This window comes from Paenibacillus monticola, from assembly GCF_009664975.1.
Classification (GTDB): Bacteria; Bacillota; Bacilli; order Paenibacillales; family Paenibacillaceae; genus Paenibacillus_AQ; species Paenibacillus_AQ monticola.
Genome location: NZ_WJXB01000001.1, coordinates 356,661 through 382,737, shown reverse-complemented (window position 1 = coordinate 382,737; position 26,077 = coordinate 356,661). Strand labels below are relative to the sequence as shown.

19 protein-coding genes and 2 pseudogenes are annotated in these 26,077 nt (G+C 44.2%); 3 read left to right on the top strand and 18 right to left on the bottom strand.

The annotated features are described in order from the left end of the window. Nucleotides 1–118 precede the first annotated feature (118 nt). From GJB61_RS32480 to GJB61_RS01665, 3 genes and pseudogenes are all read right to left on the bottom strand, one after another. A pseudogene (locus GJB61_RS32480) lies at nt 119–715 on the bottom strand (metallophosphoesterase family protein); the annotation flags it as partial. Nucleotides 716–1,253: 538 nt separating this feature from the next. After that, nucleotides 1,254–2,858 (bottom strand): GAF domain-containing hybrid sensor histidine kinase/response regulator, encoded by a 1,605-nt coding sequence (locus GJB61_RS01670; protein ID WP_154116506.1) that lies wholly within the window; start codon nt 2,856–2,858, stop codon nt 1,254–1,256. 144 nt (nt 2,859–3,002) lie between these two features. After that, the gene (locus tag GJB61_RS01665) at nt 3,003–3,914 is read right to left on the bottom strand and encodes a L,D-transpeptidase family protein (RefSeq protein ID WP_154116504.1); all 912 of its coding nucleotides are present in this window, start codon (nt 3,912–3,914) and stop codon (nt 3,003–3,005) included. Between the two features lie 189 nt (nt 3,915–4,103). Between GJB61_RS01665 and GJB61_RS01660 the strand changes: the two genes are divergently transcribed. Then, nucleotides 4,104–4,586: a hypothetical protein gene (locus GJB61_RS01660; protein WP_229521406.1), complete on the top strand. Its 483-nt coding sequence runs from the start codon at nt 4,104–4,106 to the stop codon at nt 4,584–4,586. Between the two features lie 300 nt (nt 4,587–4,886). Here the strand turns inward: GJB61_RS01660 and GJB61_RS01655 are convergent, their stop codons facing one another. The 3 genes from GJB61_RS01655 to GJB61_RS01645 all read right to left on the bottom strand — a co-directional run bounded on the left by GJB61_RS01655 (nt 4,887) and on the right by GJB61_RS01645 (nt 10,721). Beyond that, on the bottom strand, nt 4,887–5,888 hold the full coding sequence (locus GJB61_RS01655) for a diacylglycerol kinase catalytic domain-containing protein (RefSeq protein WP_154116502.1): 1,002 nt from the start codon (nt 5,886–5,888) through the stop codon (nt 4,887–4,889). Continuing rightward, on the bottom strand, nt 5,885–6,937 hold the full coding sequence (locus GJB61_RS01650; RefSeq protein ID WP_154116501.1) for an SPFH domain-containing protein: 1,053 nt from the start codon (nt 6,935–6,937) through the stop codon (nt 5,885–5,887). Before GJB61_RS01650 ends, GJB61_RS01655 begins: the two co-directional genes overlap by 4 nt. 424 nt (nt 6,938–7,361) lie before the next feature. Further along, on the bottom strand, nt 7,362–10,721 hold the full coding sequence (locus GJB61_RS01645) for an Ig-like domain-containing protein (protein ID WP_195724191.1): 3,360 nt from the start codon (nt 10,719–10,721) through the stop codon (nt 7,362–7,364). A 239-nt stretch (nt 10,722–10,960) separates the two neighbouring features. On the opposite strand from GJB61_RS01645, the gene GJB61_RS01640 reads away from it, so the two are divergent. Next, nucleotides 10,961–11,959: an ABC transporter substrate-binding protein gene (locus tag GJB61_RS01640; RefSeq protein WP_154116497.1), complete on the top strand. Its 999-nt coding sequence runs from the start codon at nt 10,961–10,963 to the stop codon at nt 11,957–11,959. 137 nt (nt 11,960–12,096) lie between these two features. Continuing rightward, a complete protein-coding gene (locus tag GJB61_RS01635) occupies nt 12,097–13,788 on the top strand; it encodes an AraC family transcriptional regulator (RefSeq protein WP_154116495.1) in 1,692 nt (563 codons plus the stop codon). Here GJB61_RS01635 and GJB61_RS01630 read toward each other — a convergent pair. From GJB61_RS01630 to GJB61_RS01580, 12 genes and pseudogenes are all read right to left on the bottom strand, one after another. Further along, a complete protein-coding gene (locus GJB61_RS01630) occupies nt 13,785–14,471 on the bottom strand; it encodes a copper homeostasis protein CutC (protein WP_154116493.1) in 687 nt (228 codons plus the stop codon). The genes GJB61_RS01635 and GJB61_RS01630 overlap by 4 nt on opposite strands. 182 nt (nt 14,472–14,653) lie before the next feature. Next, on the bottom strand, nt 14,654–15,139 hold the full coding sequence (locus tag GJB61_RS31455) for a beta-xylosidase family glycoside hydrolase (RefSeq protein ID WP_338115638.1): 486 nt from the start codon (nt 15,137–15,139) through the stop codon (nt 14,654–14,656). A 28-nt stretch (nt 15,140–15,167) separates the two neighbouring features. Next, nucleotides 15,168–15,401 (bottom strand): annotated as a pseudogene (locus tag GJB61_RS31450) (family 43 glycosylhydrolase); the annotation flags it as partial. Between the two features lie 42 nt (nt 15,402–15,443). Beyond that, on the bottom strand, nt 15,444–16,403 hold the full coding sequence (locus GJB61_RS01620; RefSeq protein WP_154116491.1) for a carbohydrate ABC transporter permease: 960 nt from the start codon (nt 16,401–16,403) through the stop codon (nt 15,444–15,446). A gap of 2 nt (nt 16,404–16,405) precedes the next feature. Continuing rightward, on the bottom strand, nt 16,406–17,371 hold the full coding sequence (locus GJB61_RS01615) for an ABC transporter permease (protein WP_154116490.1): 966 nt from the start codon (nt 17,369–17,371) through the stop codon (nt 16,406–16,408). A 92-nt stretch (nt 17,372–17,463) separates the two neighbouring features. Next, on the bottom strand, nt 17,464–19,167 hold the full coding sequence (locus GJB61_RS01610; protein ID WP_154116488.1) for a type 2 periplasmic-binding domain-containing protein: 1,704 nt from the start codon (nt 19,165–19,167) through the stop codon (nt 17,464–17,466). Nucleotides 19,168–19,284: 117 nt separating this feature from the next. After that, nucleotides 19,285–20,814 carry a response regulator transcription factor gene (locus GJB61_RS01605; protein ID WP_154116486.1) on the bottom strand — a complete coding sequence of 510 codons (1,530 nt, stop codon included), beginning with the start codon at nt 20,812–20,814 and terminating at the stop codon, nt 19,285–19,287. A 25-nt stretch (nt 20,815–20,839) separates the two neighbouring features. After that, a complete protein-coding gene (locus GJB61_RS01600) occupies nt 20,840–22,639 on the bottom strand; it encodes a sensor histidine kinase (protein WP_154116484.1) in 1,800 nt (599 codons plus the stop codon). After that, nucleotides 22,620–24,197 (bottom strand): response regulator transcription factor, encoded by a 1,578-nt coding sequence (locus GJB61_RS01595; protein WP_154116481.1) that lies wholly within the window; start codon nt 24,195–24,197, stop codon nt 22,620–22,622. Before GJB61_RS01595 ends, GJB61_RS01600 begins: the two co-directional genes overlap by 20 nt. Before the next feature lie 213 nt (nt 24,198–24,410). Continuing rightward, the gene (locus tag GJB61_RS01590) at nt 24,411–24,863 is read right to left on the bottom strand and encodes a NanQ anomerase/TabA/YiaL family protein (protein ID WP_154116479.1); all 453 of its coding nucleotides are present in this window, start codon (nt 24,861–24,863) and stop codon (nt 24,411–24,413) included. A 103-nt stretch (nt 24,864–24,966) separates the two neighbouring features. After that, nucleotides 24,967–25,419, bottom strand: a complete 453-nt coding sequence (locus GJB61_RS01585) for an NUDIX hydrolase (protein ID WP_154116477.1) — start codon at nt 25,417–25,419, stop codon at nt 24,967–24,969. 14 nt (nt 25,420–25,433) lie between these two features. Further along, a complete protein-coding gene (locus tag GJB61_RS01580; protein WP_229521404.1) occupies nt 25,434–25,859 on the bottom strand; it encodes an NAD(+) diphosphatase in 426 nt (141 codons plus the stop codon). Between the last annotated feature and the right edge of the window lie 218 nt (nt 25,860–26,077).

Sequence of the window (26,077 nt, the reverse complement as noted above, 5' to 3'; positions counted from 1 at the left end):
ATTGCCCTCCGTGAAAAACCTTCAATATAAACTCTCGATCAGGCACTTGAAGTTCCTCGTAAGATCTTAAGAAATTTATATTGTTGTAGGGAACTAACTGTACCCCAGCAGTAATTTCCTTCTCAGAAACCGTGACTATTCCATACCTTGCATACGGTTTATCGTAACAACCCAAAGATCCTGGATTAAAATACAACCTTGTATCTGATTCAAAATGATGAACAATATGATGATGTCCGAAGCATACGAGCTTATAGTCGGTTTTAGAGTATATCTGCTCTAACGCTTCGGTTGTCGGGAGTTTGTCTATAGGCGCAAACCAGTTCTTATAATCCAGGTGATAATGGCAGAATAGCAATTCATTCTGAAGGATAGAGGTTGTTAGAGACATTGGCCACTCACTCATTAACTCTATGTATTTAGGTTCTATACGTTTCGCTAGCCATTCGTGATGTTCACGTTCATTGTGATGTCCAACAGGTACGGGTTCATTTCGAGCAGCCGCTATTACCGCTAAATCATGATTCCCCATTATAAAAGACACATCTGATCTAGTTGTTAACTGTTCCAACACCTGATTAGAATCCGGGCCAATGCCAACAACATCTCCCAGACAATAGATATGCTCAATCTGTTTCGTAGCAATATCCTGCAGTGCAGCTTGCAACGCCGGGTGATTCCCATGAATATCTGTAAGAATGGCGATTGTCTTCATAAAGCCACCCAAATCGGTATAATAATTAGGATCACTGAGATTACAGCCAAACTTCTCGTAATGGATGTACTTAATTTTTTGTTCTTAGCGGATTTATACCAGCCCTTAAACTGAAAATAATTTCGGTACAACATAAAAAAGAGTACTATATTTCCAATCCCCATGCTCCAAGTATATATTGGTCGTCCAAATAGAAGTGAATATACAAGCCTTTCCAAACCACCTAAGATCAACAAGGTCAAGATCAGCAAAATAAACATCCGTAGTAACTCTAATATAAAGGAACCTAATTTCAGCATGACTCTATCCTTCCTTTTCTCGTATTAAACTATAATATTCGCTAAAATACATCCATATTCCTCCAAAAAATACATAAACACGCATCCTCTTCCCAGCGGAAGCTGTGGTGGACTCCGCAAAATTCACCTTGTACAACACTAAAAAACCGCAGCCAGTGGGCTACGGTTGAATATCGTATAGAGGAAAGACGTCCTACGAACCAGTCTAGGTTTATGAAAAGACCCTGTTGTTATCCTTACTATTCTTCCTGCGACTTTGAATGCTTCAATAGAGAAAGTATCGCATTTAACAAATGCAGCTTGCGAATCGGCTTAATAATCACAGATTCGAACAGCGATTTCGTATCATCATCAAGATTGGTGCCTATGGGTGCGAGCAGAAATACGGAAAGTCTCTTGTGCATATTGATCTTACGCATTTGAGCGGTTAACGTAATGGCATCCACGCCTCCCATGTCTTTATCGATCATGACAAGATCGAACTCCAGGCCTTCAGTAATCCATTCGAGTGCCTGCTTCGGATTCTGCGTGGAGGCTACCGTAACCTCCCAATCCTCCAACATCGAGGTGATCACTTGAAGGCTGGTCTGATTGTCATCAACAAGCAGGATGTTCGTGCCGGCTAACACATCGCTTTCGAAAGGAATGGAAGGCAGACTCGAATACTTCTTGAGGAACAAGGTAATCTCAAACGTTGTCCCTACTCCCAGCTCACTCGAAGCCTCGATATGTCCGCCCATCAACTCGATTAGATGCCTGCATATCGCCAATCCCAGCCCGGTTCCTCCATAATGGTGGACCGAATTCTTATCATGAACTTGCGTAAACTCATTGAATAAAAGATCTAGTTTATTCTGTACAATACCTATACCGGTATCCTGTATGGATATCTTCACACACACTTCCTCATCATTCCGAGCCGGCAATAACTTAAGCTCCACAAAAATTTCGCCTTCATGTGTGAACTTAAGGGCATTGCTTAACAGATTCATAATAATCTGACGGACCTTCTGCGCATCACCCAAAACATAGAGAGGAATTTCTGAATCAGTATTCAGAATCATCTCCAGATTCTTCTCCAATGCTTTGGTCGAGAACAGGTAGACGGTTTCTTCTAGGGTAGAAATAATATCGAACGGTTCCTCTTCGATATCCATCTTGCCGGCTTCCATTTTGCTAAACTCGAGCACATCATTCAGAAATTCCAATAGCCGCGTGTTGCTTTCATTGATAATTTCCATATAATATTTCTGCTGCTCATTCATTTCAGTGGTCATCATTAAGTCGGTCATGCCAACAATACCGTTCATAGGAGTACGAATCTCATGGCTAAGCATGGTGAACAAATCAACCTTCGACTGGATACGCTGTTCTGCAGAATCCGTCTTCTGTTCGAGTTCGATCAAATAAGTGAAAAAAATCGCCAGTGCGTAGAGCAGCCTTACATCGTCTTCTGAATACTCGCCTGCAGTCTGATCCATCACGCATATCGTACCGTAAGATTTCACATCTTCAAAAATCAGCGGCACTCCGACGAAGGTACGAACCCCTAGCTCACGGATAAATTCAAGCTCAGGAGATTGTGGATGGTCATGTGTATCAATGACATGCAGAGCTTTATTATCATTACCGATAATCAGTTGGCAGATGTTCTCAAGCAGCAAAACTCCATCCGTTTCCTTAAAAAACTTATCTTCGTGATTATAAAATTTCTGTATGGGTTCGGATAATCCAGTATTAACGGTAATGATGATCGCATTGGCTCGCAGCAGATGCTTTAGCAGAAAAAGCATATGGTCTGCAGCATCCTCCATGTTACGAATCGTGATATTCGTGTTCTCCATAGTAATTGTCTATTCCCCATTCTACTCACTTGTATATCTAGTATATCTAGTACGTCTAGTATATACATATTCATGCGGATTCGCACTAACATCCATGAATAACCAGTGTCTAGCACAGTACTCTTTTATAATAAAAGAGACACCTCAATTTAGGATTGTTACAGACTCAGCTTGGGGGTTCCATTTTACCTGAATTCCGAACAACTCCGGCAGGCTGCCGAGCGGAATCAATAAGCGGTTATTTTCACTGCGGGAGGGCAGCATAGTAACAGACTTCCCATTTACAACGGCTGTACTACTCAGCGCCTGATGTGTCACTTTATATTTGCCGATTGTAATGATTAGAGCACCTGTTCTATCATCCTGCTGCAACGTTCCTCCAAGCAGGGCTACGGATTCTCTCAGCGGAATAAAGACACGTGAGTGATCCAGCACAAAAGAATCCTTCAGTCTGGTGGATACGCCATTAATAATAAGACTTGCTGCAAACATCTTGCTCCCCAGTGGATAGCCATTCTTGACTGCAATCTGCTCCATATCCAGTGTGGTTGAGGTAATTACGACTTTGGTGTTCTTGGCTATTAACGGATACAGCCAATGAATGTCCTCATTATGCATGCGGATACAGCCTGCACTTACATATTTTCCGATGGATGATTCATTATTATTGCCGTGGATCGCATAGGTGGTTCCTTTGGTGCCATTCACTTCTAATCCCAGCCAGCGATCACCAAGTGGATTTGTAGGATCGCCACCAGGGATATTTTCTTTATAATAAGGTCTGTTTTTGATCTTGACCACAATTGGAAAGCTTCCTTCCGGGGTGAGTGACGTGGTCTTCCCTGTAGCTACAGAAAAGGTTCGCACCAGTTTACCACCACTGAAATAAGCCAGCTTATTCGTTTGCTTGTTCACTACAAGCAGCTCTGAAGAACTGGCTGCTTCCGCCGCCGCTCCGGTGTAAAAAGCAGTGAACAGCAGTCCGAACACAAGCAACAGCTTGATCGTACGCTGCAAATAAAGCTTTAATCGACGAGCTGAATAATATGGACTCATGGTGCTTCACCTCCGAGGTCTGGATACATCTGTAAATCTCCTTCATACAGACGAAAGCAAATCGGAATTGTTGCACCACAGTCTGTACCTATTCTTCTCAACTTGTACTATCACTGGGAGTCTCAACAGTTTCAATGAATAGTCCAGACTTTCATCAGAGATAATAAAATCGCTTCACAAAAATAGAACATGCCAAGGAGGCAAATTATTTTGAATTCAAACCTTTCCAGCCAGATCAACCAGTGTGAACAGATCATTCAGCAGCTTGTAAGCCAAACTCAGCAAGCCAGTCAGAATTACCAACAGCTGATGCAGCAAGAGCAGCAGAATGCTACAAGACTGGAAGAACTGGCCCAACGCGAACATAAAGCTTCCCAAATGATTCAGCAAGCATTGCAGGGTCATCAAACAGCTTTACAGCAATTACAACAGGTCTCGCAGATCTGTAGACAGCTGGAACAAAGTTCACAAGCGAACAGCTACAGTACTTCAATTCCAAGCTACAGCCCATCCTTCAACCCTTCTTTTAATCAACAGCCTATTCATTCTTCGATGAATTCTCCAATGCATTCTGGTTTCAATTCAGGTATGAATTCGGGCATGAATACTGGTATGGGATCAGGCATGAACCACTCGATGTCTTCAATGAATCAGAACAGAAGCTTCCAGTAATTTAGCCGCTACAAATAGCTCCGTATTGAAGATAGAGGGGTGTCCAAAAGCCATAACTCCGGCTTCTGAGACACCCCTTATTAAAAAACTAAAATGCTGTATTAAATCCAACATTATTTGAAATGTATACTCTACAATCGGCAAATCTTGTATCAAATCCAACTTTCGCTAGCTGTGGACCCTGTTTTGAAATGAAATGTTGGATTTTATACATTAATTCAGCTTTAGCAGGCTTTTATCTGGAAGATATGTTGTAAAAAGTACATAATTTAACCGAATCCTACTCTCGATGTACCCTACTCATACCACAAGTCTCCCCCGCTTCTCTGCCAGACTTATTGTGGCCTCTACACCGGAGTTGAACTCCAGAAAGTCACTTTCTACTCCATCACTAAAAATCACTCCGTTCTCCGGCATTTGCGAGGTAATCCGCAGCGGCTGATTTCCGGTAATCTGCCCAAAGACTAACTCGGCAGAGGTTGTTCGGCTCGGGAAGGGTTCTCTGACCGTAAAATACAGATTCGGATGATCCCAAGCAAGTCGCTGCTCAGAAGCACCTGTATCCATTGAACGCTGTGGATCAGTGACACGTTGTTGGACAACGTCAGCAGTGTCGGCGCCCGCTTTCATCTGCTCGGCTCCTCGGGCAATGCCGACAGCTCCAGCCAGCACGCTCTTCAGCCAACCCGTCGAGCCCATTCCAGTCGAGACAATAATCCCACTGGAGGATTGCTGCTCAGTCGAACCGTTTAGCTGCAACTGGTAACGGGCAGATACATGAGTTTTGCGTCCAATGAACAAATCATTCACTCCGTAAAGACTTTGACCATCGTTAAGCTCTGCTTTAGCCAATGTCACTTCCTGCACCTGTCGTTGCCCCCGGAACACCTCAGGTACAATCAGCCGCAGATCCTTGACGGTAAAGGGCAACAGCACCCCGTCCCAACGCTCCGGATCAGGATTCACGCCAATTAGTGGCTGATTCTTCAAGTATTTGAGCGTATTGGCAACAAGTCCGTCTTGACCCAACACAACAACCGTGTCCTCTTCACCAAAGATGAAGTTCGGCACATGCTGCCGCTCCAGTAGCTGCACCAGACCTATCGCGCTAAGCTCAATAACCGCTGTTTCTACAGCGCTCCGGTAATTATAATCCTCATTGATATAATCGCTAAAGTCCGCTCCAAGACGCTCAATGTAGAACTGGGCCTGTTGGATTGTATTGTAACGGACTACTAATTCTTCGAGACGGGTCTTGCGTTTAATCAAAACAATCTTATTCTCGGATATCCGGTTGCTCATCTTCCGCCCGCTCCTCTCGCTGCCCCCGTTCCATTGCCCGAGCCAGCCATAATGCCTTGCAGCAGGTCTGGGGTGATGTTCAGCTGTCCAATTTTGCCGGCGTTTACGGCAAGCTCTTGGAAAGCGATGGCAATCAGCTTATCCGGATTCATGCCTACATTCGTTAACGCCTGCAGTACATTCGGCGATACTCCCTGCAGCGAATTCATAACCGCCAGCAGCTCGTAAGCCTTGGCATCTGCTTCAGCTCTTTTATTGGCAACCGTCAGCTCGATCAGCTCCTGCTTCTTCTCTTCCAGTGCAGTGTCGAAGCTCAGCTGTTCTTCCTTCATTTCATTCTGCTTCTGCTTCACCGAACGTTCAGCATCCAGCTGCGTCTCGCGGATTTGCTTCTTCTTCGTTTCCACCGCAATTTCGGTGTTCAATTCATTCTCCTTCACGCGTCTTTCCTGCTGAATCGATGCATTGCGGCGTTCATATAACGCATCATCGGCACTGCGGAGAATTTCTTCTCTAGCCTGCGCCTCCAGCGCCCGGAGTGTTTCCTTATTCGGCACAATCGCCAGAATGGACAAGCCCATCAGCTCAATCCCCAGCTTCTCGATCTCCGTACTCTTGCCAATTTCCAGCGTAATGCTCTGCGCGAGACGTTCGCTCGATTGAATAGCTTCCCGCAGGGGCAATTGCTCTAGTTGCCGCTTAGTCAGCACTTTGGCGATATTGATGACCCGTTGGGCCAGCTTGCCAGGATCATCGGAGAGATACGTGTTCTTTTTTAAATTGTAGGTATAATTCAGAATTTGGGTTGTTTTGCGGTAATCCACAATCCGGTAGGTCAGCTGTCCCTGCACTGTTACCGTCTGGTAATCATGCGTGATTTCCTCAAACATAAACGGAACATCAATCGAAGATACCGGTACAACGACTACGGAAGTAGTGGGTGCATAATAATTAAAAGAAAGACCAACACCTTCACGGACAACTTTGCCATTCTTCACCTTCAGCACATAATCACTAGGTTGAAACTTCACGAATTTGAATCCGAACATGGACAAAACCTCCTTGGATGGATGGTGGATATATGATTGATATTAACTATTTGTTATTAACAACATGTTAACATGTATTGTTGATATTATCAAGTTGTTAATAACATCTCACAAAAAAACCGCCACATCTCTTTAAGAGAAATGTAGCGGTTACGCATGCACAAATATTGCGGTGAACAGTAGATTTCGGCAAATACTGTACTTTTTACAGTTTTCCTCTCGAAAAAATCCTATTAAAGCTGAATTAATGTATAAAATCCAACATATCATTTCAAAAGAGACTCCACAGTTGGAAAAGCTGGATTTGATACAATATTTACGGACTGTAGCGTAGATATAACAACTATTGTTGGATTTTATACAGCATATTTGCTTAAGAAATACCTGCACTGATTCAGTTGCAAGGATTACAGCTGTTGAGCTCCTATTTTACTGTAACTTTAACTTTGACGGTTTTGCCACCGTATTTAACCGAGATAGATGCTGATCCTTTTCCGTTCGCCTTAATTAGTCCATTTTTTCCTGTAGCTACTAATTCTTTGGTTGAAGACCAAATTGCAGCTTTGGATACATCCGACTCACTGTCATCTTCAAAGGTAGCCGTAGCCTTAAGCTGTAGCGACTGACCCGCGGCCAACTCCACATTGAGTTGACTGACCTCCAGATATTTAAGCACATCCACCGTCACCGGAATCTTCACGGTCTTGCCGCCATATTTCGCTGTCACATAAGACTTTCCATAAGCCACAGCCTTAACTGTACCCGCGGTAACGGTGACGATTTTATAGCTTCCGCTTTTCCATTCCGCTTTGTCCGTTACATCCTTCGTTTTGCCATCACTATAAGTAATGGTTACTTTGGCCGAAGAGACTTCGCCGGATTTAAGTGACATATTGGTAACAGAAGCCTCTATTTCCGCTACCTGATCCACCTCAATGTCGATAGTAGTCTTTTGTCCACCATAGGATGCGGTAAGTGTTGCCTTACCTTTGAGATTAGCTGTAACGAGACCCTTCTTTACAGAAGCTATCGTTGCTTTGGAAGTGGTCCAATCGGCATCGTCCGTCACATCCGTATCTACGCCATCTGCATCTGTAGCCGTCAAAGTAATTTGCGCTTTGTCCGAGAGTGACATCGTTATCAGATGCACATCCGCATCCAGTTCGTCCACTAATCCAACATTCACTGTAATCGTCGTCTTTACTTCACCGGATTTGGCCGTAATAATCGCCGTTCCCGTATCTACTCCGGTAATAAGCCCGTTATCAACTACGGCAATTTTCTCGTCACTGGAGCTCCACTCTACTTCATCGGTAAGTGCGAGATCACTGCCATCGCTATATTGACCTGTAGCTACAGCTTGATACGTTTCATCTTCTTTGAGATCAACGCTTTTGACCTGAAGAGTCAGCTTGTTGGGTGTGCCTGACGTCACTTTGACCGTCGCTGTTTTGCCACCATAGGAAGCGGTGATTACCGCACTGCCTGTAGCATAGGCTGTAATTTTACCTTCAGTTGCCGCAGCAACGTCTTCTTTATCCGAGCTCCACGTTGCTGTATCGGTAACATTCTGTGATGTTCCGTCGGCATAGCTGGCTATAGCTGTAATATCCTTGCTCTGATTAATCCCGAGATTCAGCTTGCTGATCGTGAGGTTCAGGCGTGAGGCTTTCTCAACGTCAACCGTAATGGTAACTGTTTTGCCTCCGTAAACTGCGGTAAGCGTTACTGAACCTGTTTTATAGCCCGTAATCAATCCTTTGGTAACGGTAGCAATATTATCATCGCTGGATGTCCAGACTGCATCAGCTGTAACATTGCTGGAAACACCTTCAGCGTCTAATGCAGTGAGCACCAACTGCTGAGTACCATTAATTCGTAAAAATACACTATCATCGTCGATGCTCAATTTATTGCTTTTGCCTACCGAAAGGTTCGAACTCACGGACTTAGCCCCATAGCTGGCACTTATCGTTACGTTGCCTTCTGCGTAACTCTTAATCGTTCCTTTAGTTACAAAAGCCACAGCCTCATCACTGGAGGTCCAGGTCGCCTGAGCCGTTACATCTGAAGTAGTTCCATCTGCAAAGGTAGCTGTAAGCGTCAGCGCTTTGGAAGCATTGACGGCCATATTTAGTGTCGTCTCACTCAAAGTGAGATGTCTCGCCATTCCTACATCCACTGTAACAGTGACAGTCGATCCATTATACGTACCCGTAATCGTAGCCGTCCCAACGGAATAACCTGTAATCAACCCCTTGGATACAAGCGCAATTGCCTTATCGCTAGAGGTCCAGGTAGCTACACTTGTCACATCTGACGAGGAGCCGTTCCCTGCCACTGCAGTCAGCTTCAATTGCTGGTCACCGCCTACTTGCAGGAATACATTCTCCTGGTCGGCTATCAATTTATTCACTGCGCCAACTTCAACTTCCATCGTGGTTTCGAGCGTACCATAGGAAGCGCTGATGGTGGCTGTGCCCGACGTTTTATAAGTTGTAACGGCTCCTTTTTTGACAAAAGCAACTAATTCATTACTGGATTTCCAGACGGCTTGGGAAGTCACGTCCTCGGTGCTGCCATCCGCATAGGTTGCCTTCAATGTCAGGCTGCTGCTGGAATTCGTGTTCAGGCTTAAGGATTCTTCGCTCAGATCGAGATAGCGTGCCACTGCGACATCAACTTCGACCGCTACCGATTTATCGCCATATGTTCCTGTAATCGTAGCTGTGCCAGCCGTATAGCCGTATATCTTGCCTTTATAGACATAGGCAATGCCGGAATCACTAGAGCTCCAGATTGCTGTACTTGTAACATCCTTTGTAGTGCCATCCGGATAAACTGCCGTTAGCGTAATCTGCTGCTCATCCTCCGGCTTCAGGAATACACTCTGATCATCGACCGTCAGTTTACTGGTCTGGTCAACCGTCACTTGAATAGTAGTTGTTTTGGTTCCGTATTTAGCCGTTATAACAGCAGTCCCCTGCTTGTACCCGGTAATTACTCCGCCCAGCACGTCAGCAACATTCTCATCACTGGAAGACCATGTGGCCAGGCTGGTTACATTCTCCTGGGTCCCATCCTGGAACGTGGCTGTTAACACAACCTTAGTACTGTCATTCAACAGGAGAGAAACATCTGTCTTGTCTGGTGTAATCCGCTTCGCCACTTCTACATTGACAGTAACCGTAATGGTCTTTTTACCATATACGCCTGTAATAGTCGCTGTGCCGGAAGAAATCCCCTTCACCTTACCATTCACAACGGTAGCGATCGAAGCATCACTTGTACTCCAAACCGCCTTGTCCGCCACTATCGCATCGGTTGTATTATCAGAGTAGGTTGCCGTCAGAATAACAGAGTCTGTCGCTCCCTTGCGCAAGTCAAGGCTCTGTGTGTTCTGGGTTAAGGCTTTAACCTTCTTGGAGACAGTAACGGTTGCAGCTTGAGAGAATTTCGTGCCGTCTGTATATGTATACACTGCAACAATCGTTGCTGTCCCTTCTGTCTTTGCTGTTACAACTCCGTTGTAGACAGAGGCAACTGCCGATTTATCGCTTGACCAATCCGCATTCACGGTAACATCACTGGAAGAGGCGTCAGAATAGACGGCTGTAGCTGTCAAAACAGCGGTGTCTTCAATAGCAAGCGCGAGTTCGTTTGCGCTCAGCACCATTTTATTCACAGTAACCGTACTGCTCGCCAACGCCAAACCGCCGTTTCCAAAAATAAGAAGAATGGATAATGTCATCGTCATAAACCTTGTGAAAGTATTCCTTTTCAATCTACTACCTCCTAAATATTGATAAAAGTATGCAGCTTTCGACATCGTAGCAAGGAAACCTGAATTAATTCTGAATAGAATGCGTAGTATTGCGTTAATTCGCTAATGATCAGTTTTGCACAAAACCAATTCCACGCTTCGAGTTTGTCCATTGAGTAAACAGAGAGTATCCTTTATGATTACTTTTATCGAGAATGATTATCATTATTAATGAACAAAACTTTAGGAGGACTTATCTTATGAAAAAAGCAAGACAACCCTTTGGCGCATTGTGCGTGCTTGTCCTGACGACTGTGCTGCTGTTGGCGTGTGGCAACCAAGCAACACAGCCTGCGGGAAATAACTCCACTCCAAGTACGGCTCCATCCCCGGAAGCATCCGCTGACAGCGCCGGAGAAGCCGCTGCCGCTACACGCTCGTATACAGATTACATAGGCCACACTGTTGAGATCCCTGCTGCACCGCAGCGAATTATCTTTGTTGGAGAGACTTATGGAGATCTGCTCGCACTGGGCGTACAAGCCACAGGTACTGCAAAGCAAATGACAGCCAACCAAATCTATGCAGATCAGGTTGTGGGTGTTGAGGATGTGGGCTTTCCGATCAATCTGGAGAAGACGTTGGCTCTTCAGCCGGATTTGATCATCTATGCCGATACAGATGAGGCCGATTTCGAGGCACTTTCCAAAATTGCACCCACAATTATCTTTAATACCTTTGCCCCTTTAGAGGACCGGATGCTGGAACTTGGCATAATCCTGGGCAAAACACCGGAAGCAGACACTTGGCTGGCACAGTACAAGATCAAAGAAGCGGCGATGTGGACACAGCTCAAAGCAGCGGGGCTAAAGGATGGGGAAACCGCTTCGGTATTCACCTATTATCCCGGCGACAGATTATATGTAATGGCGACGACTGGACTTTCGCAAGTATTATATGAAGAGAACGGTTTCAAACCAACCGCTAGAATTCAAGAAGTACTGGATGCAAACAATGGATTTGCAGAAATCTCCATGGAGCTGCTTCAGGAATATGCGGGGGATCGTATCTTTATCCTGAATCCTGTAGCGGATGAAGCCAAGGTATCTACGGAAGAACTATTGAAGAATGAAATATGGAAGAACTTGCCTGCCGTCAAGAAAGGACAAGTCTATTTTCAGGATATAGAGAAAACTTCAGCAGATGCTACAACCAGAGAGTGGCTGCTGCAGGAACTCCCTAATCTACTTTCTAAGTAAGCTTCGGGGATGAGCAGAAATTATTATTTTTCAAAAATCAGTAAAGAAGCCTGTCAACACCAGTTGATAAGCTTCTTTTTTTTCTATACAATATGGTGATTGATAACAATTCTCATTTGTGAAGGGAACTTTGGAACATGCCGCATTCATCAACACCCGCTGCCCCGCTGCGCTCTTTGCTTTTTCAATTAACGAATATTGAATTTATCGTTCAGCCTGCCGCTTCACTCTCTCCGCCAGAGATTACAGAAAGGGCTGATCAGCATACCCTCCTTGTGTTCACAAGCGGTTCTGGTACTTTGTTCATTAATGACGACGCCCTGCCACTCCGTATGGACAAGAGCTACCTTCTGTCTCCCGGGGAATCTTTTCACACATACGGCAATGATATTACACTCTACTACTATAAAATCTCATTCCTGGCTATCTATATAAACGGGCAGCCCGAAGCCTACACTCACGAGATATTCCCGGGTAAACGGGAGCTGATTGCCTACCCTTTCCATAGAATGATTCGCCTTATAGAAGATTTGTTCATAAACAAAGGTGACACAGATGATATCCCCTTTTTCAAACAGCAGTTAAGATTTCAGGAGCTACTATTATTCTTGTTCGAGCATAATTCACCTTCAGAACATAACTTCAGTCCTGCGCAGTCCGTAGAAAGCACCATTACATATTTGCAGAATCACTATATGGATAACATCACCGTACGGCAGCTTGCAGAGCAGGCTAATGTCTCCTCTTGGCAGTATACTCCCATATTTCAAAAACTGACGGGCAAGAAGCCACTTGATTTCCTGACTGAGCTACGCATATATCATTCGAAGCAATTACTGTTGCATTCCGGCGAATCCCTGCGCGAAATCGCTCATCTAGTCGGCTTCACCGATGAATATTACTTCAACCGCCGCTTCCGACAGAAGACTGGGATTACACCGGGACAATACGCACAGTCCCAGCGCCCGAAAGTTGAGGTCAAGGATTGGACAGGTCATGTAGTGGACATTCCGGACAGGCCCAAACGGATTGTCTATCATGGTGAGACCCTCGGTGATTTATTGGCGCTGGGCGTAAAACCTGTCGGAGGAGATGAGGCTTTCACACGGAACAGTGTCTACAAGCACCGCCTGAAGAAACTGGCCAATGTTGGATTCCCGCTGGATGTCCAGAGAACGGGTTCGCTAGACCCCGATCTGATCATTATTGCCAATCCCGATGAAAGAGAATATAACCGGGTTGCCAAGATTGCGCCGACCCTTACTTTCAACTCTTTTGCACCGCTGGAAGAACGTCTACCCTTATTAGGAAGCTGGCTCGGCAAGGAACGGGAAGCCGCCGCCTGGCTGAATAACTTCGCAGCAAAAAACGCTGCCATGTGGCAGCGCCTGTATACGGATATCCTGCAGCCTGGGGCGACCGCCTCCGCTTTGCTCTATGACCATGGCCATCATCTTTACGTTATGGGAACGACCGGATTGGCATCCGCTCTATATGCTGCCTGCGGCTTTCAGCCTGAAGATAGGGTTAGGGACATATTAGCTGAAGATCTCGGTTTCGCCGAAGTTGAGCTTCATCAGTTGCATTTATATGCCGGAGACCACATCTTCATGCTCATCCCTGAAAGTGCAGACTCCAGATTCGCCATGGAGCAATTGCTACTCAACCCGCTCTGGAACAGTCTGCCCGCCGTACAGAAGGGTCATGTCTATCTGCTTGATGGAACCAAGTGGAATTCTGCAGATGCTTTGACCCGGGAGAAATTACTGCTTCTGCTGCCTAGGCTACTGGTTGGTGCACAACCTTCAACACCACAAGCCACAAACTAAGGATTCAGAAGCATACGAACAGCCTGCAGCCGCATAGGGTCAATAGGTTTCAGCGGATTTCCTTCTTCTCTGACAGCTGACCCGAAATGCACCCTACTCACTCCCGTGTCACTAATAAATTTGCTAAGTCCCTCTATAGATAAGCCACTGCCAGCTAAAATGGAGATGGACTGCTCCGAGGTTAGATGTTCCAGTGCTGCAATCCGCTCTCTCCCCTCTGGAGCAGTATGACGTGCACCGGATGTTAGAATATCCGTAATCTGCGGATATCGCGCCAATAATTTAAGGGCCTCGAATTGGTCTTCTACCTCATCGAAAGCCCGGTGAAAAGTAACCTCCATACCGTCTGCTGTCTCCAGCAGCTGGCCTAACAAATCCTCCGCTACCGTCCCGTCATGGCGAAGTATTCCTAACACAAGAGACAAGCCCCCCACGGAGCGGATATGGCGGATATCACGTTGCATCGTTTCCAGATCTGCTGCATCATATATGAATGACCGGGCATGCGGTCTGATCATTACCCTAACAGGAATTGTGACTTTCTCCCGCACCTCTTCAATAAGACCTAAACTGGGCGTCAAACCACCTTCACTAATCCCTGTAATCAGTTCAATCCGATCAGCGCCATAACGTTCGGCTATAATAGCATCACTCACTGTGGTAGCAATAACCTCTAATAACATCCTTTATTCCTCCTTGACTATAGATTTGCTCTAGTATCCAACTTCGTAGTCTTGGCAAGAGCTACGTCGATCATACTGTACGGCCATCATCATCGCATATGACATCCCTTCGTTTGGTTCCCCTTAATTAGCAATACTGACAGAAAAGAAACACCCTCACAATGGAAGGTGTTTCTGTGCAGCTAGATTAATAGTCCTCTTATAAGCTTTATTTCGTAACAAGGTTTGCAATCCGCCCGAAAGCAGGCCGGCTCTACAGAAGTCTTTCCATTACCTGTCGCATAGAGGCCGATTACAACACCCGTGAAACCATTGCCTTCCACGGCCTGAGGGGATAACAAATAAGCTGAGCCAGTCGCTAGCTTTAACCACTCTTGACCATCCAGGGAATAAAGTAGCGAATATTGAGTTAGTTCAGCTTGTATCTTCAGATATACGCTCTCCGCTGTGAAGACAACCTCAGCTGCAACTTCCGTTATTCCTTTAGCCGTCAAATAGGCTGTTATTATCCTTTGACCGTCCTTTTGTCCCAGCATTATTTCATAGTGTGCTTGTTCATCCAATCTGGCGCAAAGTCCAGCCTCTTCACCATCCACTGATGCTTTACAATCTAGCAGGGTGCTCCATTCTGCCTGAATATGCTGCTGTCTTCTGCCTATAAAAGCCACCTCACCCGGTTCATTAAGACTTCATATAAAAGATCCCGTCCGAGCTGTTGCGCTTGCGTGTATCCAACTGACTACTTCGGTCTAGAACAGGACCTATTGGTGTCCAATGAATCAAGTCGCGGCTATGAAATAAGGGTACCCCTGGAAAATACTCAAAGGAACTGCATACCAGATAGTAGTCATCACCTGCCCGAGTAATACTCGGATCAGGATAGAAGCCAGGGAGAATCGGGTTAGCATAAGCAATTGAGGATTGGATCATTTGACAGACAACCTTCCCATTCTGTAATAAGTAGTTGTGTGATTACTCCTTAACACTCCCTACATTTAGGCCGACCACAAAATACTTCTGCATAAACGGATAGACTACCAATATAGGTACCGAAGCAACGATGGTAACCGCAGCCCGGATCGATAGTGGAGTCACCATCGCTTGTGCGGAATTCTGATTCATCCCTACCCCTGCTGCCACATTAGGGTTGCTGTTAGAGTTCATCGTGGAGGACAGCAGCTTCATTAACTCATACTGCAAAGTACTCAGCTCTTGTCTTGAGGACGTATACAGGAATGCATCGAACCAGGAGTTCCATGCTCCTACGGCTACAAAGAGAGCCACCGTAGCCAATACAGGCTTACATAGCGGGAATATAATCCGTATGAAAATTTTGAAGTCCCCTGCGCCATCAATTTTCGCCGATTCCAAGAGACTTTCAGGAATCGTGCCGATATAAGTACGGATAACAATCATATTAAAGGCACTAACCATAGAGGGAAGTACATATACCCAGAAAGAATTCAACAAATGCAAATTCTTGATCAGGAAATATCCCGGAATCAGACCAGCGCTAAAATACATAGTGAGCACAAAGATGACCGTGATCGACTTGCGAAACACGTATTCTTTGCGGCTTAAGGTATAGGCTAACATCGTCGTCAGAAAAATATTTAATATCGTTGAGAGAACCGTACGCGCTACCGACACCCAGAATGCATCATAAATAGTCCCTGTAACAAACACAGCCTTATAGTTTTGTGTTGTCCATATTCGCGGCCAGAGGTAAATTCCACCACGAATGGTATCATTCCCTGCATTGAACGAAACAGCGATGGTATTAAGAAACGGATATAACGTTACAGTAACCAAGATAATCATAAAAATAGTGTTGAATGTATTAAACAAAATGGGCTCCATACCACTTGAACCCAAACGTTTTTTTATGACAATGCCTGCAGTTTTCTGAGGACTAATTTGTTGGTTTCCCATAGCTATAACAGCCTCTCTTCCCCTAGCCGTTTAGCAGTCCAGTTCGCAAACAGCAGCAAAGTTATACTAACGACCGTTTTGAAAATACCACCTGCAGTGGCCAATGAATAATTCCCCTGGGCAATCCCGTATTTCAATACGAAAATGTCTATGGTTTCCGACCAGTCTACAATGAGTCCGTTGCCTAACAAATACTGCACTTCAAAACCTGCCTCCAGAACATGACCCACGGACATAATCAACAAAATCACAATGGTTGCTTTAATGCCCGGCAAGGTAACAAACCTCATTTTCTTATACCGGTTGGCCCCGTCAATTTCGGCCGCTTCATATAGTGCTGGATCGACAGAGGCGATAGCAGCCAAATAAATAATCGTATTCCAGCCAACTTCCTTCCATACATGCGAGGCACCAACAATGCCCCAGAAGTACTTTCCTTCACTAAGCCAAAGAATCGGTTCACGAATAAGATGCAACTTCATCAGAACAATATTAACAATACCGTCATTGATCGAGAGCGAGGTGGCTACAATCCCCGTTACAATGATCCAGGACAGAAAGTGAGGCAAATACGAAATGGTCTGTACCGCTCTTTTCCAAAATACCTTGCGGATTTCATTCAGCAGCAGAGCTAATACGATAGCGGTTACAAAGCCAAGGATCAGATTAATTAAACCCATCGCAAAGGTATTCCGCAACACTCGCAAGAAATTGTCATCGGTCAGCAGAAACTTAAATTGCTTGAATCCTACCCACTTTTGGTCGTTAAAGGCGCGTCCCGGTCTGTAATCCTGAAAAGCCATGGTCCATCCCCATACAGGGACATAAGCAAAAAGTATGATATAGAGCAGTAATGGAACAGACATCCAAACCAGCTGGTTTTGACTTTTAATTAGATCCCAAGTGATAGGCTGCTTCTTTTTTTTAGGATGCCGGACGACTTTTTTTTCCGCTAAGATCTCATCCATATATAGTTGATCTCCCCACCAAATCCTTATATTTCAGAAAGAGGAAGGCGAATTAGCCCTCCACTTTCTGATTTGTTAAAAGAACACTCTGCTTATTTACTCCAGTTATCAATTCTCCATTTAATTTGTTCATTGATCTTATCTTCATAGGCCTTGACGTTGACTTTACCAATCGCTCCTACATACTCGCTCCATGCCGAATCGAAATCTGCAGGTTCAGCAAGTATGGCTTTGGGCAAGAACTTCGTAGACAAATCATTCAGCTTCGTATTGACAACTTTAGCCTCGGACCCCTCTACCAAATCGATGGACCACGCTGGATAATAGACAGGGTTCGCTGGCGGTTCGCTGAAGAAATCAACGTAACTTTTGAATCCGTAGGCATCCAGGATTTCCTTGTCGTACGGTTTTACACTAGCAAGATATTCTTCTGGCTGAGCGGCGGCATCGGTGGAATTCCCGTCCGCGTAACTGCCCTCGAGCTTCGGTCCAAAGTCATTAAATGTCTTCGCTTTATTAGCCAATATCCAGGTTGCATCCACCGCTTTATCCCGTTGTTCCTGAGTTTTGATAAATCTGCCTGCATCAGTCACTTCATAGTCTTCTCCAGGAACCCCCCAAGAGAGTGTCTTCTGCCAATCTTCAGTAATGAGCGAATCTAGCAGCTTAATGATCTGTACAGCATTCTTGGCATTAATACTAATCCCATAACCATTGTTCAAGTTAAGAACAGGGAGATCACGGTAATAGTCTTTCGTCTTAGTATCAAATACGAGAGGAAGACCTACATAAGTTCTTTCATCTTTCCCTTGAGTTACTAGGGAGTTCTCTGCAGCACTGAAATTCCAATGTTGGTCAAACATACCCAGAACCGTACCACTGGACAACTTCGCCATGTATTGATCATAGTTCTGTACGAAGGTTTCCTTATCAATCAGACCTAGATTATTAACTTCGTTAAGCTTCTGATAGTACTGCTTGGCACTATCCTTATCCGCAAAAATTTCAGCTACGCTATCATTAACTACAACTCCACCATCATTAGGGTGACCGATCAAATGCTGAGGAGCATTAAACAATCCCCAGTTTCTCCAGTCATTGTTAAGAATTTCAAACCCGATGGTAGGGCTTCCATCAATGGTTGGATATTTCTCTTTATATTTAGCGATGAGATCAAAATATTCATCCAGTGTTTTGACCTTCGGATAACCGAATTCTTTCAGAATGGCCTTCTGAATCCAGAACGCCGGACCTGAATACCATGAACTGTTAACTTTACCGTTATAGACACCATAGTTAGGCAAAATATAAATATGTCCATCATTAGGGTCCTTCATCATGTTCCAGTAGTCCGCATAATGCGCTTTCAAATTTGGAGCATATTGTTCAATAAGGTCTTCGAGCGGGATATAGGCACCTGCTGCCGTAAGTTTGGTATTACCGGTCATAACATCCGGATAATCCTGACCGGCAATCATTACACCCAGCTTCTGGTTCAAATCGCCGGCCAGATATTCATAATTAAAGGTGGCTCCCAGTTCATCTTTAATTTTCTTGTAAATTTTATTGTCCGGAGTAGGTTGCTGACCGGCTTCACCGATAAAGACACTGATGTCGAAAGGTTCGACCTTAGTACTAGTGTTTGTGTTCCCGGTTGCGGCTGCTGTTTCTTTTGCCGTGTTCTCTTTACCTTCTGAAGCATTATTGGTATTCCCACCACACCCTGCTAGGGTAAAACTCAGGGATAACAATACAATTAGGCTAAGCTTGAACATTGACTTTGACTTGCCCCCCATAAAGCACCTCCAATTTTTTTGTTGTTACACAAGGGATGTAAGCCCTTACAATTTCTAATTATAGAAGTGAACCCCCCGTGTAAATACGAACGAATTAAAGGTGTACCCCGAAAAAGTTTAGATCTTGGTCTGCTTATATTCATTTGGGCTCATCTGCATCTTTTTTTCAAATTGTTTAAGAAACTGACCATAATTGGAGTAGCCTACTTTATCAGCAATTTCACTATTTTTCAGTGTATTCTGTCTAAAAAGCCGCATTGCTTCCTCGATCCTAAGACTGTGCAACTGCACATTAAAGTTCATTCCATTCTTTTTCATCAATAATTGTCCAAGGTACACCGGATGCAGATAAAAGATTTCAGCAAGCCTCTTTATCGTCAGATTTTGGCGGAAATTCTCCTGAATATAGTGATTAATATCTTGCACAATACCTTGAGATCTTCTACTTTGCTCTCGCAAAAGAAGATTAATACTTTCCTCACCACAAGCTAATAAGTTATCCATTAAATCATTCAACGTAATTAACGAATCCAGAATTTCAGGAATACTGAATCTGGCTAGCAAATATTCCACCTGAGCTCCACCAGCTTCACGCGTATACTCTATAATTTTGTACATGATATGAATGACTATCTTTTTTACGACCTCAGGTGCAATAAGCATCTCACGGAAACTGCTGGCAGCAGCACCCACCGCTTGAATAAAGCTTGTTCTATCCAGTGTGTTAAGGGGCTTAATCATGGCATCCATTAGTTTCATTTGATCATAATGATAGCTGAAGGAGTCATTCTGTATGTCCTGGTAAGACAGAATCTCCGAGAATTCAGGTCTATAGAAATAATGCAGCATGGTTTCTCTCGCCGATTGGTAAGCATTTGCAATATTTAACAAAGAACTCACGCTAGCTCCTACCGCAATCGCTAAGGGATGCTTGACATAATCAGCAAGTAATTTGTTCAGCACTGCATTTATTTGATCATGCCCAAGGGTATATCCATATACAATTGCCAAAATATTCGCATCCAAATCAATAAGATACATGGATAGTTCATTAGCTAATAAAGCTGCTGTACTCCCTCTTACCTCACCGTATAATTCAGGCTGTGTCTGTATCAGACTGATCCCCCACTGACTCCTATTTTCCGATAGCCGTGTGAGAATATTGAGGTTAGCCTCGTCTGTAGATTTCTCGTAAAGCACACCTTTAATCAGGGTAGCTATCTCCACAGACGAAGCCATCTGATTCAAATTCAACGCTTCCGATTCTTGCTCCAACTCCTGATAAATTTCCTTCAGCTCTTCTGCGGCTTCTTCGGGGATAATCGGCTTAAGCAAATAATGGTTGATGCCGTAACGTATCGCGGTCTGAGCATATTCAAACTCACTGTAACCACTTAAAATCGCAAATTTAACATCTTTAGCTTTCGTTTGCTGCCAGGCTGCAATCATCTCCAGCCCATTCATAAGCGGCATATTTACATCCGTTATCACCAGATCTGGTGTAAGTTGCTGTATCAATTGCAAGCCTTCTTTGCCATTGCTGCTTGTCCCACACACTTCGAAACCAAGCTCCTGCCAATCGATCCACATTTGCATTCCTTCAAGGGCACTAGGCTCATCATCGATTAATAACACTCTGAATTTCATGAGCTCCCCTCTCTTCTTTAGCCTATTATTGTATTCGTTCAAGGAGTTTTAGTGGAATGTCAAAAGAGACCTCCGTCCCTTCATTCGGACTGCTGGTGATCCCAAACCGGACCTGATCATTATAATAAAGCTCCAGTCTTCGGTAGACATTCCGAATCCCAATATTCGCTTCTGATGAACCTTCATTACGTACGGAGTACATAATTTCTTTCAGCTTGCTGACTTCCATTCCCTTGCCGTTATCGGTAACCGTAATGCTTAACCGAGCATCCTTGACCACGGTTTTCACTTTAATGATTCCAAGTCCCTCAATCGTTTGCAGGCCATGCTTACAGGAATTCTCCACCAAAGGCTGCATGCTCAGTTTCGGGATTTTATATTGAAGGGATTGCTCATCAATCTCAAACTGATATTCAAACTTATCTCTGAACCGGAATTTCTCGATTTTCAAATACATTTCGATAAAGGTCATTTCCTCTTGTAGCGATACGAGATCTTCCTTCCAGCTAAGCAGTCTTCTGAGTAATTTAGACAAGCTTTTAATAATATCTGTGACATCGGCGTAATTGTTTTTGGTACAGACAACCAGGATGGCATTTAGTGTATTAAACAGAAAATGAGGATTCATCTGGCTCTGCAAAAAGTTGAGTTCAGCCCGTACCCTTTCCATCTCCAGATTCTTCTTCTGGATTTCTAATTTATACACATCATTAATCAGAGAATTCATCCTGGAGGTCATGATATTGAAATTCTGAATCAATCCGCCAATCTCATCACGACCTTCGTCGATCCGGATTAAGTCAAACTTCTCATTCGTTACTTTTTGCATATGTCTGGAGAGCCGTTTCACTCGATAATTATAGGATCTTAGCATTACATAAATAAAAGCGAAGGAAATCAGCGTGACCGTTGAGGCCAATAGACCCGCATACATTCTCATTTCCATGATTGCCTGAGAAATCCGTTCTCCTTCAGTGATTCCAATCATGCGCCACCCTTTAAGATAATTGGCTGAACCAATCGGTAGAATATGAACGTCCTCTGTTTGCTTATCATCAAGCAGTTCAAATACAGGATAAGGTTCCTTCGTTCCTGACTGGTAACCACTTTCTGCAGACATAATAATCTCGTTCCGTTCGTTGACTAAGTAAAGACTTAAGTAGTCTCTTTCTCTGACGATATAGTCATAGATTTTGCTAATATCCAAATCTATGCGGAGCAGCTTCTGATATTCATTGAGGGAACTATAGTTGTCCATACCCTTAATTACACTTAAATAAGGAACGGTAGCGGCCAGATTGTTATTCGCATTCAAATGGTAAGCGGTAACCAAAACTTGAGTTTTAGCCGCTTTCCACTGCTTATACCAGTCGCTCTTCAATACATGCGAGGTAATCACTTGATAATTCCCTCCAGAAACGACAGAGCTATTCGTAGTAAATACACTAATGCGTTCAATCTGATTATTTACCGGCATATAGCTGCTCATGCGATCTCTCAGCTGATTGTTGAAGGTATCGTAAAAGTCCAACGGGTTTGCGTATGTACGATCAAGCATTTCATACAGGTTTTTGTCTGTGGTAAGTGCGTAGCTGACTGCCACTCCTCCCTCAATAAAATCATGAATATCCTTTCGGGCCCGCTCTAACGATATCTCCAGATTCTGCTGCTCTCTCGATTTAATCAGATCAGATATACGGTCCAAGAAAACCAGGTTAATAACCATAATGGGCAAGAGTACACCCACAAAATAGATAAGAAAAAATTTATAGTTCAGTGGAATATCATTGACTAATTTCCCCAGCTTAAACCTCTTTCTCCCCATGCTGAGCCCCTTCTCCCTGTAGCTTCAGGTTTTTGTTTATATTTCTATATACTGAGGGAACTACACCCACAATCAGCTTGAATTTATCGATAAAATAGTCCGTCTTTGAATAACCGACCTGGTTAGCGATATCAGATATTTTTAATTGGGTTCTCATCAGGAGAGATTTGGCCTCCTCCATCCGTTTCTCATTCAAATATTCACTAAAGCCTTGGCCCGTATGCTTTCTGAATAGTTGTCCCAAATACGTTGAATTCATATGAAAGTGGAGAGCTAAATCCTGAAGCTGTAGTTTGGTGCGAAATTCACGATCCACATATTGAATCACATTAAATATCGTATTCCCTTCCGTTTGTTGTTTTAATTGCGACAGATAGATAGCCGCTTCCCTACTTAAACTGCAAACATATTTACTGAGGGCTAAATAATCATTCAGATCCCCTAGATTCCCATATTCTTGGTGAAGCTTTGTCATCATTAGATCTGGATTTCCCTGCATTTCGGCCAGAAGCCGACATATGGTCAGTTCCAGATTAACCACACGGGTCTTTACGACCTCGCTAGTCAACAGATCTTCGGCAAAGGAAGCGAACGCTCTCTTCACGCAGGATTCTATTTGCTCCTGTTCATTCCTTTCAACCTTGTCCAAGAGCTGTTTGAAAATATCCTGATGATAGTCATCATCCTTTTTTAATTTTCGTTGATCACTATAAAAGAATACTCCGCCTTTCTCCAGTTGGCATTTCAGTTTCCAAATCTCTTGTGTTTGCAAATACAACGCTCGAATAGATTGTACCCCTATCGCTCTTTCGCTCACTGCAACTAGGATAGTTGGCTCCTGCTCTCCTACCAAATCCTTGCGGAGCTGGGTAACCATAACATCCAGACTCTCATGGGAAATGGAGCTAGATTGCAGCATAATTCCAATTTTCCCGGTAGAGTCCTCAAAAAAACAGGCTAACCCCTGAGGGAAAGTCCCCTCGACATATTGCATCAAATTCAGAGTGTTGGAAGCACAGCAGATAAGAATGCAGACTAGTTCCGCTTCGTCCTGAAGTTTCATTACATTCCGTGCCTGAAGCTCCAGGCCCTCATTGTATTCCCCCTGAATTAGACGATTAATGATATTCCCCCTGATAAAGGACTGCTTCTTGCCAAGTGTCTGTTCAGAGGCAGTTTCCTCTTGAATGATCAAGCTGAGCCGGCCCAATAAAGACTCTATCTCATCATCATCAATCGGCTTTAGTAAATATTCATTCACTCGATACCGCAATGCGGTGCGCGCATATTTAAAATCATCATAGCCACTTAGAATCACAAACTTTGGGGGTGTTACCATCAACTCATGTAATTGTGCGATTAACTCTAGACCATTGATAACGGGGATATGGATATCTGTAAGAACTAGCTCGGGCTTATACTCCTGGATTAGTCGCAAAGCATCGGGACCATTTAACGCTTCACCACATACTTCAAAGCCATGTTTCCCCCAGTCAATCATCGTTTTTAATCCTTCAAGAACCCAAGGTTCATCATCAACGATCAGTACTTTCATCATTGGGCCCACTCCCTTTTAACATGGTATTGGTATAAAACCATCTCAATGAATCCGCTTCCAATAATATATGACCCATGCTATCATATTTGTGTAGATGTGTGAATTACTACCAAAAAAATGGTTGTCTACTAACGCAAAGAAACCTCTCCTGGATTAAGTGGTACTACCCACCATCATCCAAAGAAAGGTTCTTTTCTGTAATTCAATCACGCCTTATATCTTGATCTTCAAGACTACCTTACGCACAGCTTCCTTTTGCTTTGCCTCAATGCCTGTCATATGCCCATCCTGCGGATAACAAATCACCAGATCACCCGGGCTTGCAGCTACTGCCGATTCCACTGCTCCAGTGAAAAACACCGCATCCTTCTCAGCGCTATACTCATCCCTCACCTGAAGACGCTCGATGGCAGAGTAGCCGATCCGCTCGGTTCCTTCAAGAATATAATGCAGGTCTAAGTTCACTCGATGCGCCTCCCAGAAGCAATCCGCAGCCTCCTTGGTCTCATATTCGTTAATGAAGTAGAACATCTCTTCATCTACAGTATGACGTCCGGCAGCCTGTCCGGTAAAATCTGTGTTCTTCAGAAATTGCAGCCCTCTTTGAATCTTATCTCCATAAGCAGCCTCGTTCTCCAGCAAGTGATCTAAAGTATCTACGATCATATTAGTATCCCCCTAAAAGTATTGTACAGTGCAAATCATAGCCCATACCTGAGGGCACGGTCTATATAGTAGTTCACGTTATGTATTCCGAATGTGTGTATCCTCACCATTGAATACACCCTGACTTGGACAGGATCATATATGAAGCATGATTCATATTGTCTATGGGTTCAGTTAACGAAAAGAACTTCAGCTCCAGCCCCTCATCATCATTCAGGAACGGCTCTCCCTCTACGCCTATCGCCTCATACAGCATTATCGCATTATATACCTCGTCTCCGTTAGGATAACGGTAATACATGTCTTTACCTGATAATACGGCTTTGAGAATCAGTTCCTTGCAGATGAGTCCGCTCTCTTCATGCAGTTCCCGATGTGCCGTCTCTTCAAAAGATTCACCAAGCTCCATGCCTCCACCAATCGTACCCCAGTCACCCGAATCGGCACGTCGCTGCAGCAAAAGCTCCCCTCTGTCGTTAAATACCAATACCGCTACCCCGGACATAATTACCGGTCTTGTCCCGACCAGCTTTCGCAGTTCACTGATGTAACCCATATCTGTTCCTCCCGTCATACCTTAATTTCTGCACTACCCGCAGTCAGCTTCTCAATAATCGCCAGCAGGAAGGTTTCCGCCAGGCTGTTCTTTTTGATCGCTTCTGCCGCTTCAGCAAAAGTAAACCATGTCGCATGATCCACTTCAGCGCTGACCTGACTTAAATCCTCCGAATCTACAACACTAATAAAATTTAACATCAGCGTATTGGATGCCTCAAAATAAAGGCTCCGCATATATTCATAGGCTATCACGTTAAGCCCTACCTCTTCCTTCACCTCGCGAATGAGCGTGGCTTCGGCGTTTTCACCTTTATTCACGTAACCTGCGAGCAGTATGTAGTCTTGCCGGTTGTATTGTTGGATTAACAGAATCTTATCCTTGTCCCTATTCAATACCGCTGTACTCATTGCTGTACTAAAGATTGGGAACCTGAACATCCCGCAGGATTCACAAAAAGGGATCTGTCCTTCCCCCTCGCACTCTTTCATGATCAGCTCTGTTCCGCATTCCAGACAATATTTCAAACGAATCGCTTCCTTCTTCCTTCTTATAGTGGAATCATAATGATTTCTATGATAGGCTCTTGACGAAACGAAGTCTAGCTAAATCCAGTGTATCCCATATTTTTTGAAACTTTTTCCATAAAATGCAGTCT

Bases quoted from the DNA above. Each gene is read 5' to 3' on its own strand.
- GJB61_RS01665 (WP_154116504.1), bottom strand. From the start codon at position 3,914: ATGAGTCCATATTATTCAGCTCGTCGATTAAAGCTTTATTTGCAGCGT.
- GJB61_RS01590 (WP_154116479.1), bottom strand. From the start codon at position 24,863: ATGATCGTAGATACTTTAGATCACTTGCTGGAGAACGAGGCTGCTTAT.
- GJB61_RS01640 (WP_154116497.1), top strand. From the start codon at position 10,961: ATGAAAAAAGCAAGACAACCCTTTGGCGCATTGTGCGTGCTTGTCCTG.
- GJB61_RS01660 (WP_229521406.1), top strand. From the start codon at position 4,104: ATGCCAAGGAGGCAAATTATTTTGAATTCAAACCTTTCCAGCCAGATC.
- GJB61_RS01670 (WP_154116506.1), bottom strand. From the start codon at position 2,858: ATGGAGAACACGAATATCACGATTCGTAACATGGAGGATGCTGCAGAC.
- GJB61_RS01600 (WP_154116484.1), bottom strand. From the start codon at position 22,639: ATGGGGAGAAAGAGGTTTAAGCTGGGGAAATTAGTCAATGATATTCCA.
- GJB61_RS01610 (WP_154116488.1), bottom strand. From the start codon at position 19,167: ATGGGGGGCAAGTCAAAGTCAATGTTCAAGCTTAGCCTAATTGTATTG.
- GJB61_RS01630 (WP_154116493.1), bottom strand. From the start codon at position 14,471: ATGTTATTAGAGGTTATTGCTACCACAGTGAGTGATGCTATTATAGCC.
- GJB61_RS01595 (WP_154116481.1), bottom strand. From the start codon at position 24,197: ATGATGAAAGTACTGATCGTTGATGATGAACCTTGGGTTCTTGAAGGA.
- GJB61_RS01620 (WP_154116491.1), bottom strand. From the start codon at position 16,403: ATGGGAAACCAACAAATTAGTCCTCAGAAAACTGCAGGCATTGTCATA.
- GJB61_RS01580 (WP_229521404.1), bottom strand. From the start codon at position 25,859: ATGTTCAGGTTCCCAATCTTTAGTACAGCAATGAGTACAGCGGTATTG.
- GJB61_RS01635 (WP_154116495.1), top strand. From the start codon at position 12,097: ATGCCGCATTCATCAACACCCGCTGCCCCGCTGCGCTCTTTGCTTTTT.
- GJB61_RS01605 (WP_154116486.1), bottom strand. From the start codon at position 20,814: ATGAAATTCAGAGTGTTATTAATCGATGATGAGCCTAGTGCCCTTGAA.
- GJB61_RS01655 (WP_154116502.1), bottom strand. From the start codon at position 5,888: ATGAGCAACCGGATATCCGAGAATAAGATTGTTTTGATTAAACGCAAG.
- GJB61_RS01615 (WP_154116490.1), bottom strand. From the start codon at position 17,371: ATGGATGAGATCTTAGCGGAAAAAAAAGTCGTCCGGCATCCTAAAAAA.
- GJB61_RS01650 (WP_154116501.1), bottom strand. From the start codon at position 6,937: ATGTTCGGATTCAAATTCGTGAAGTTTCAACCTAGTGATTATGTGCTG.
- GJB61_RS01585 (WP_154116477.1), bottom strand. From the start codon at position 25,419: ATGGGTTACATCAGTGAACTGCGAAAGCTGGTCGGGACAAGACCGGTA.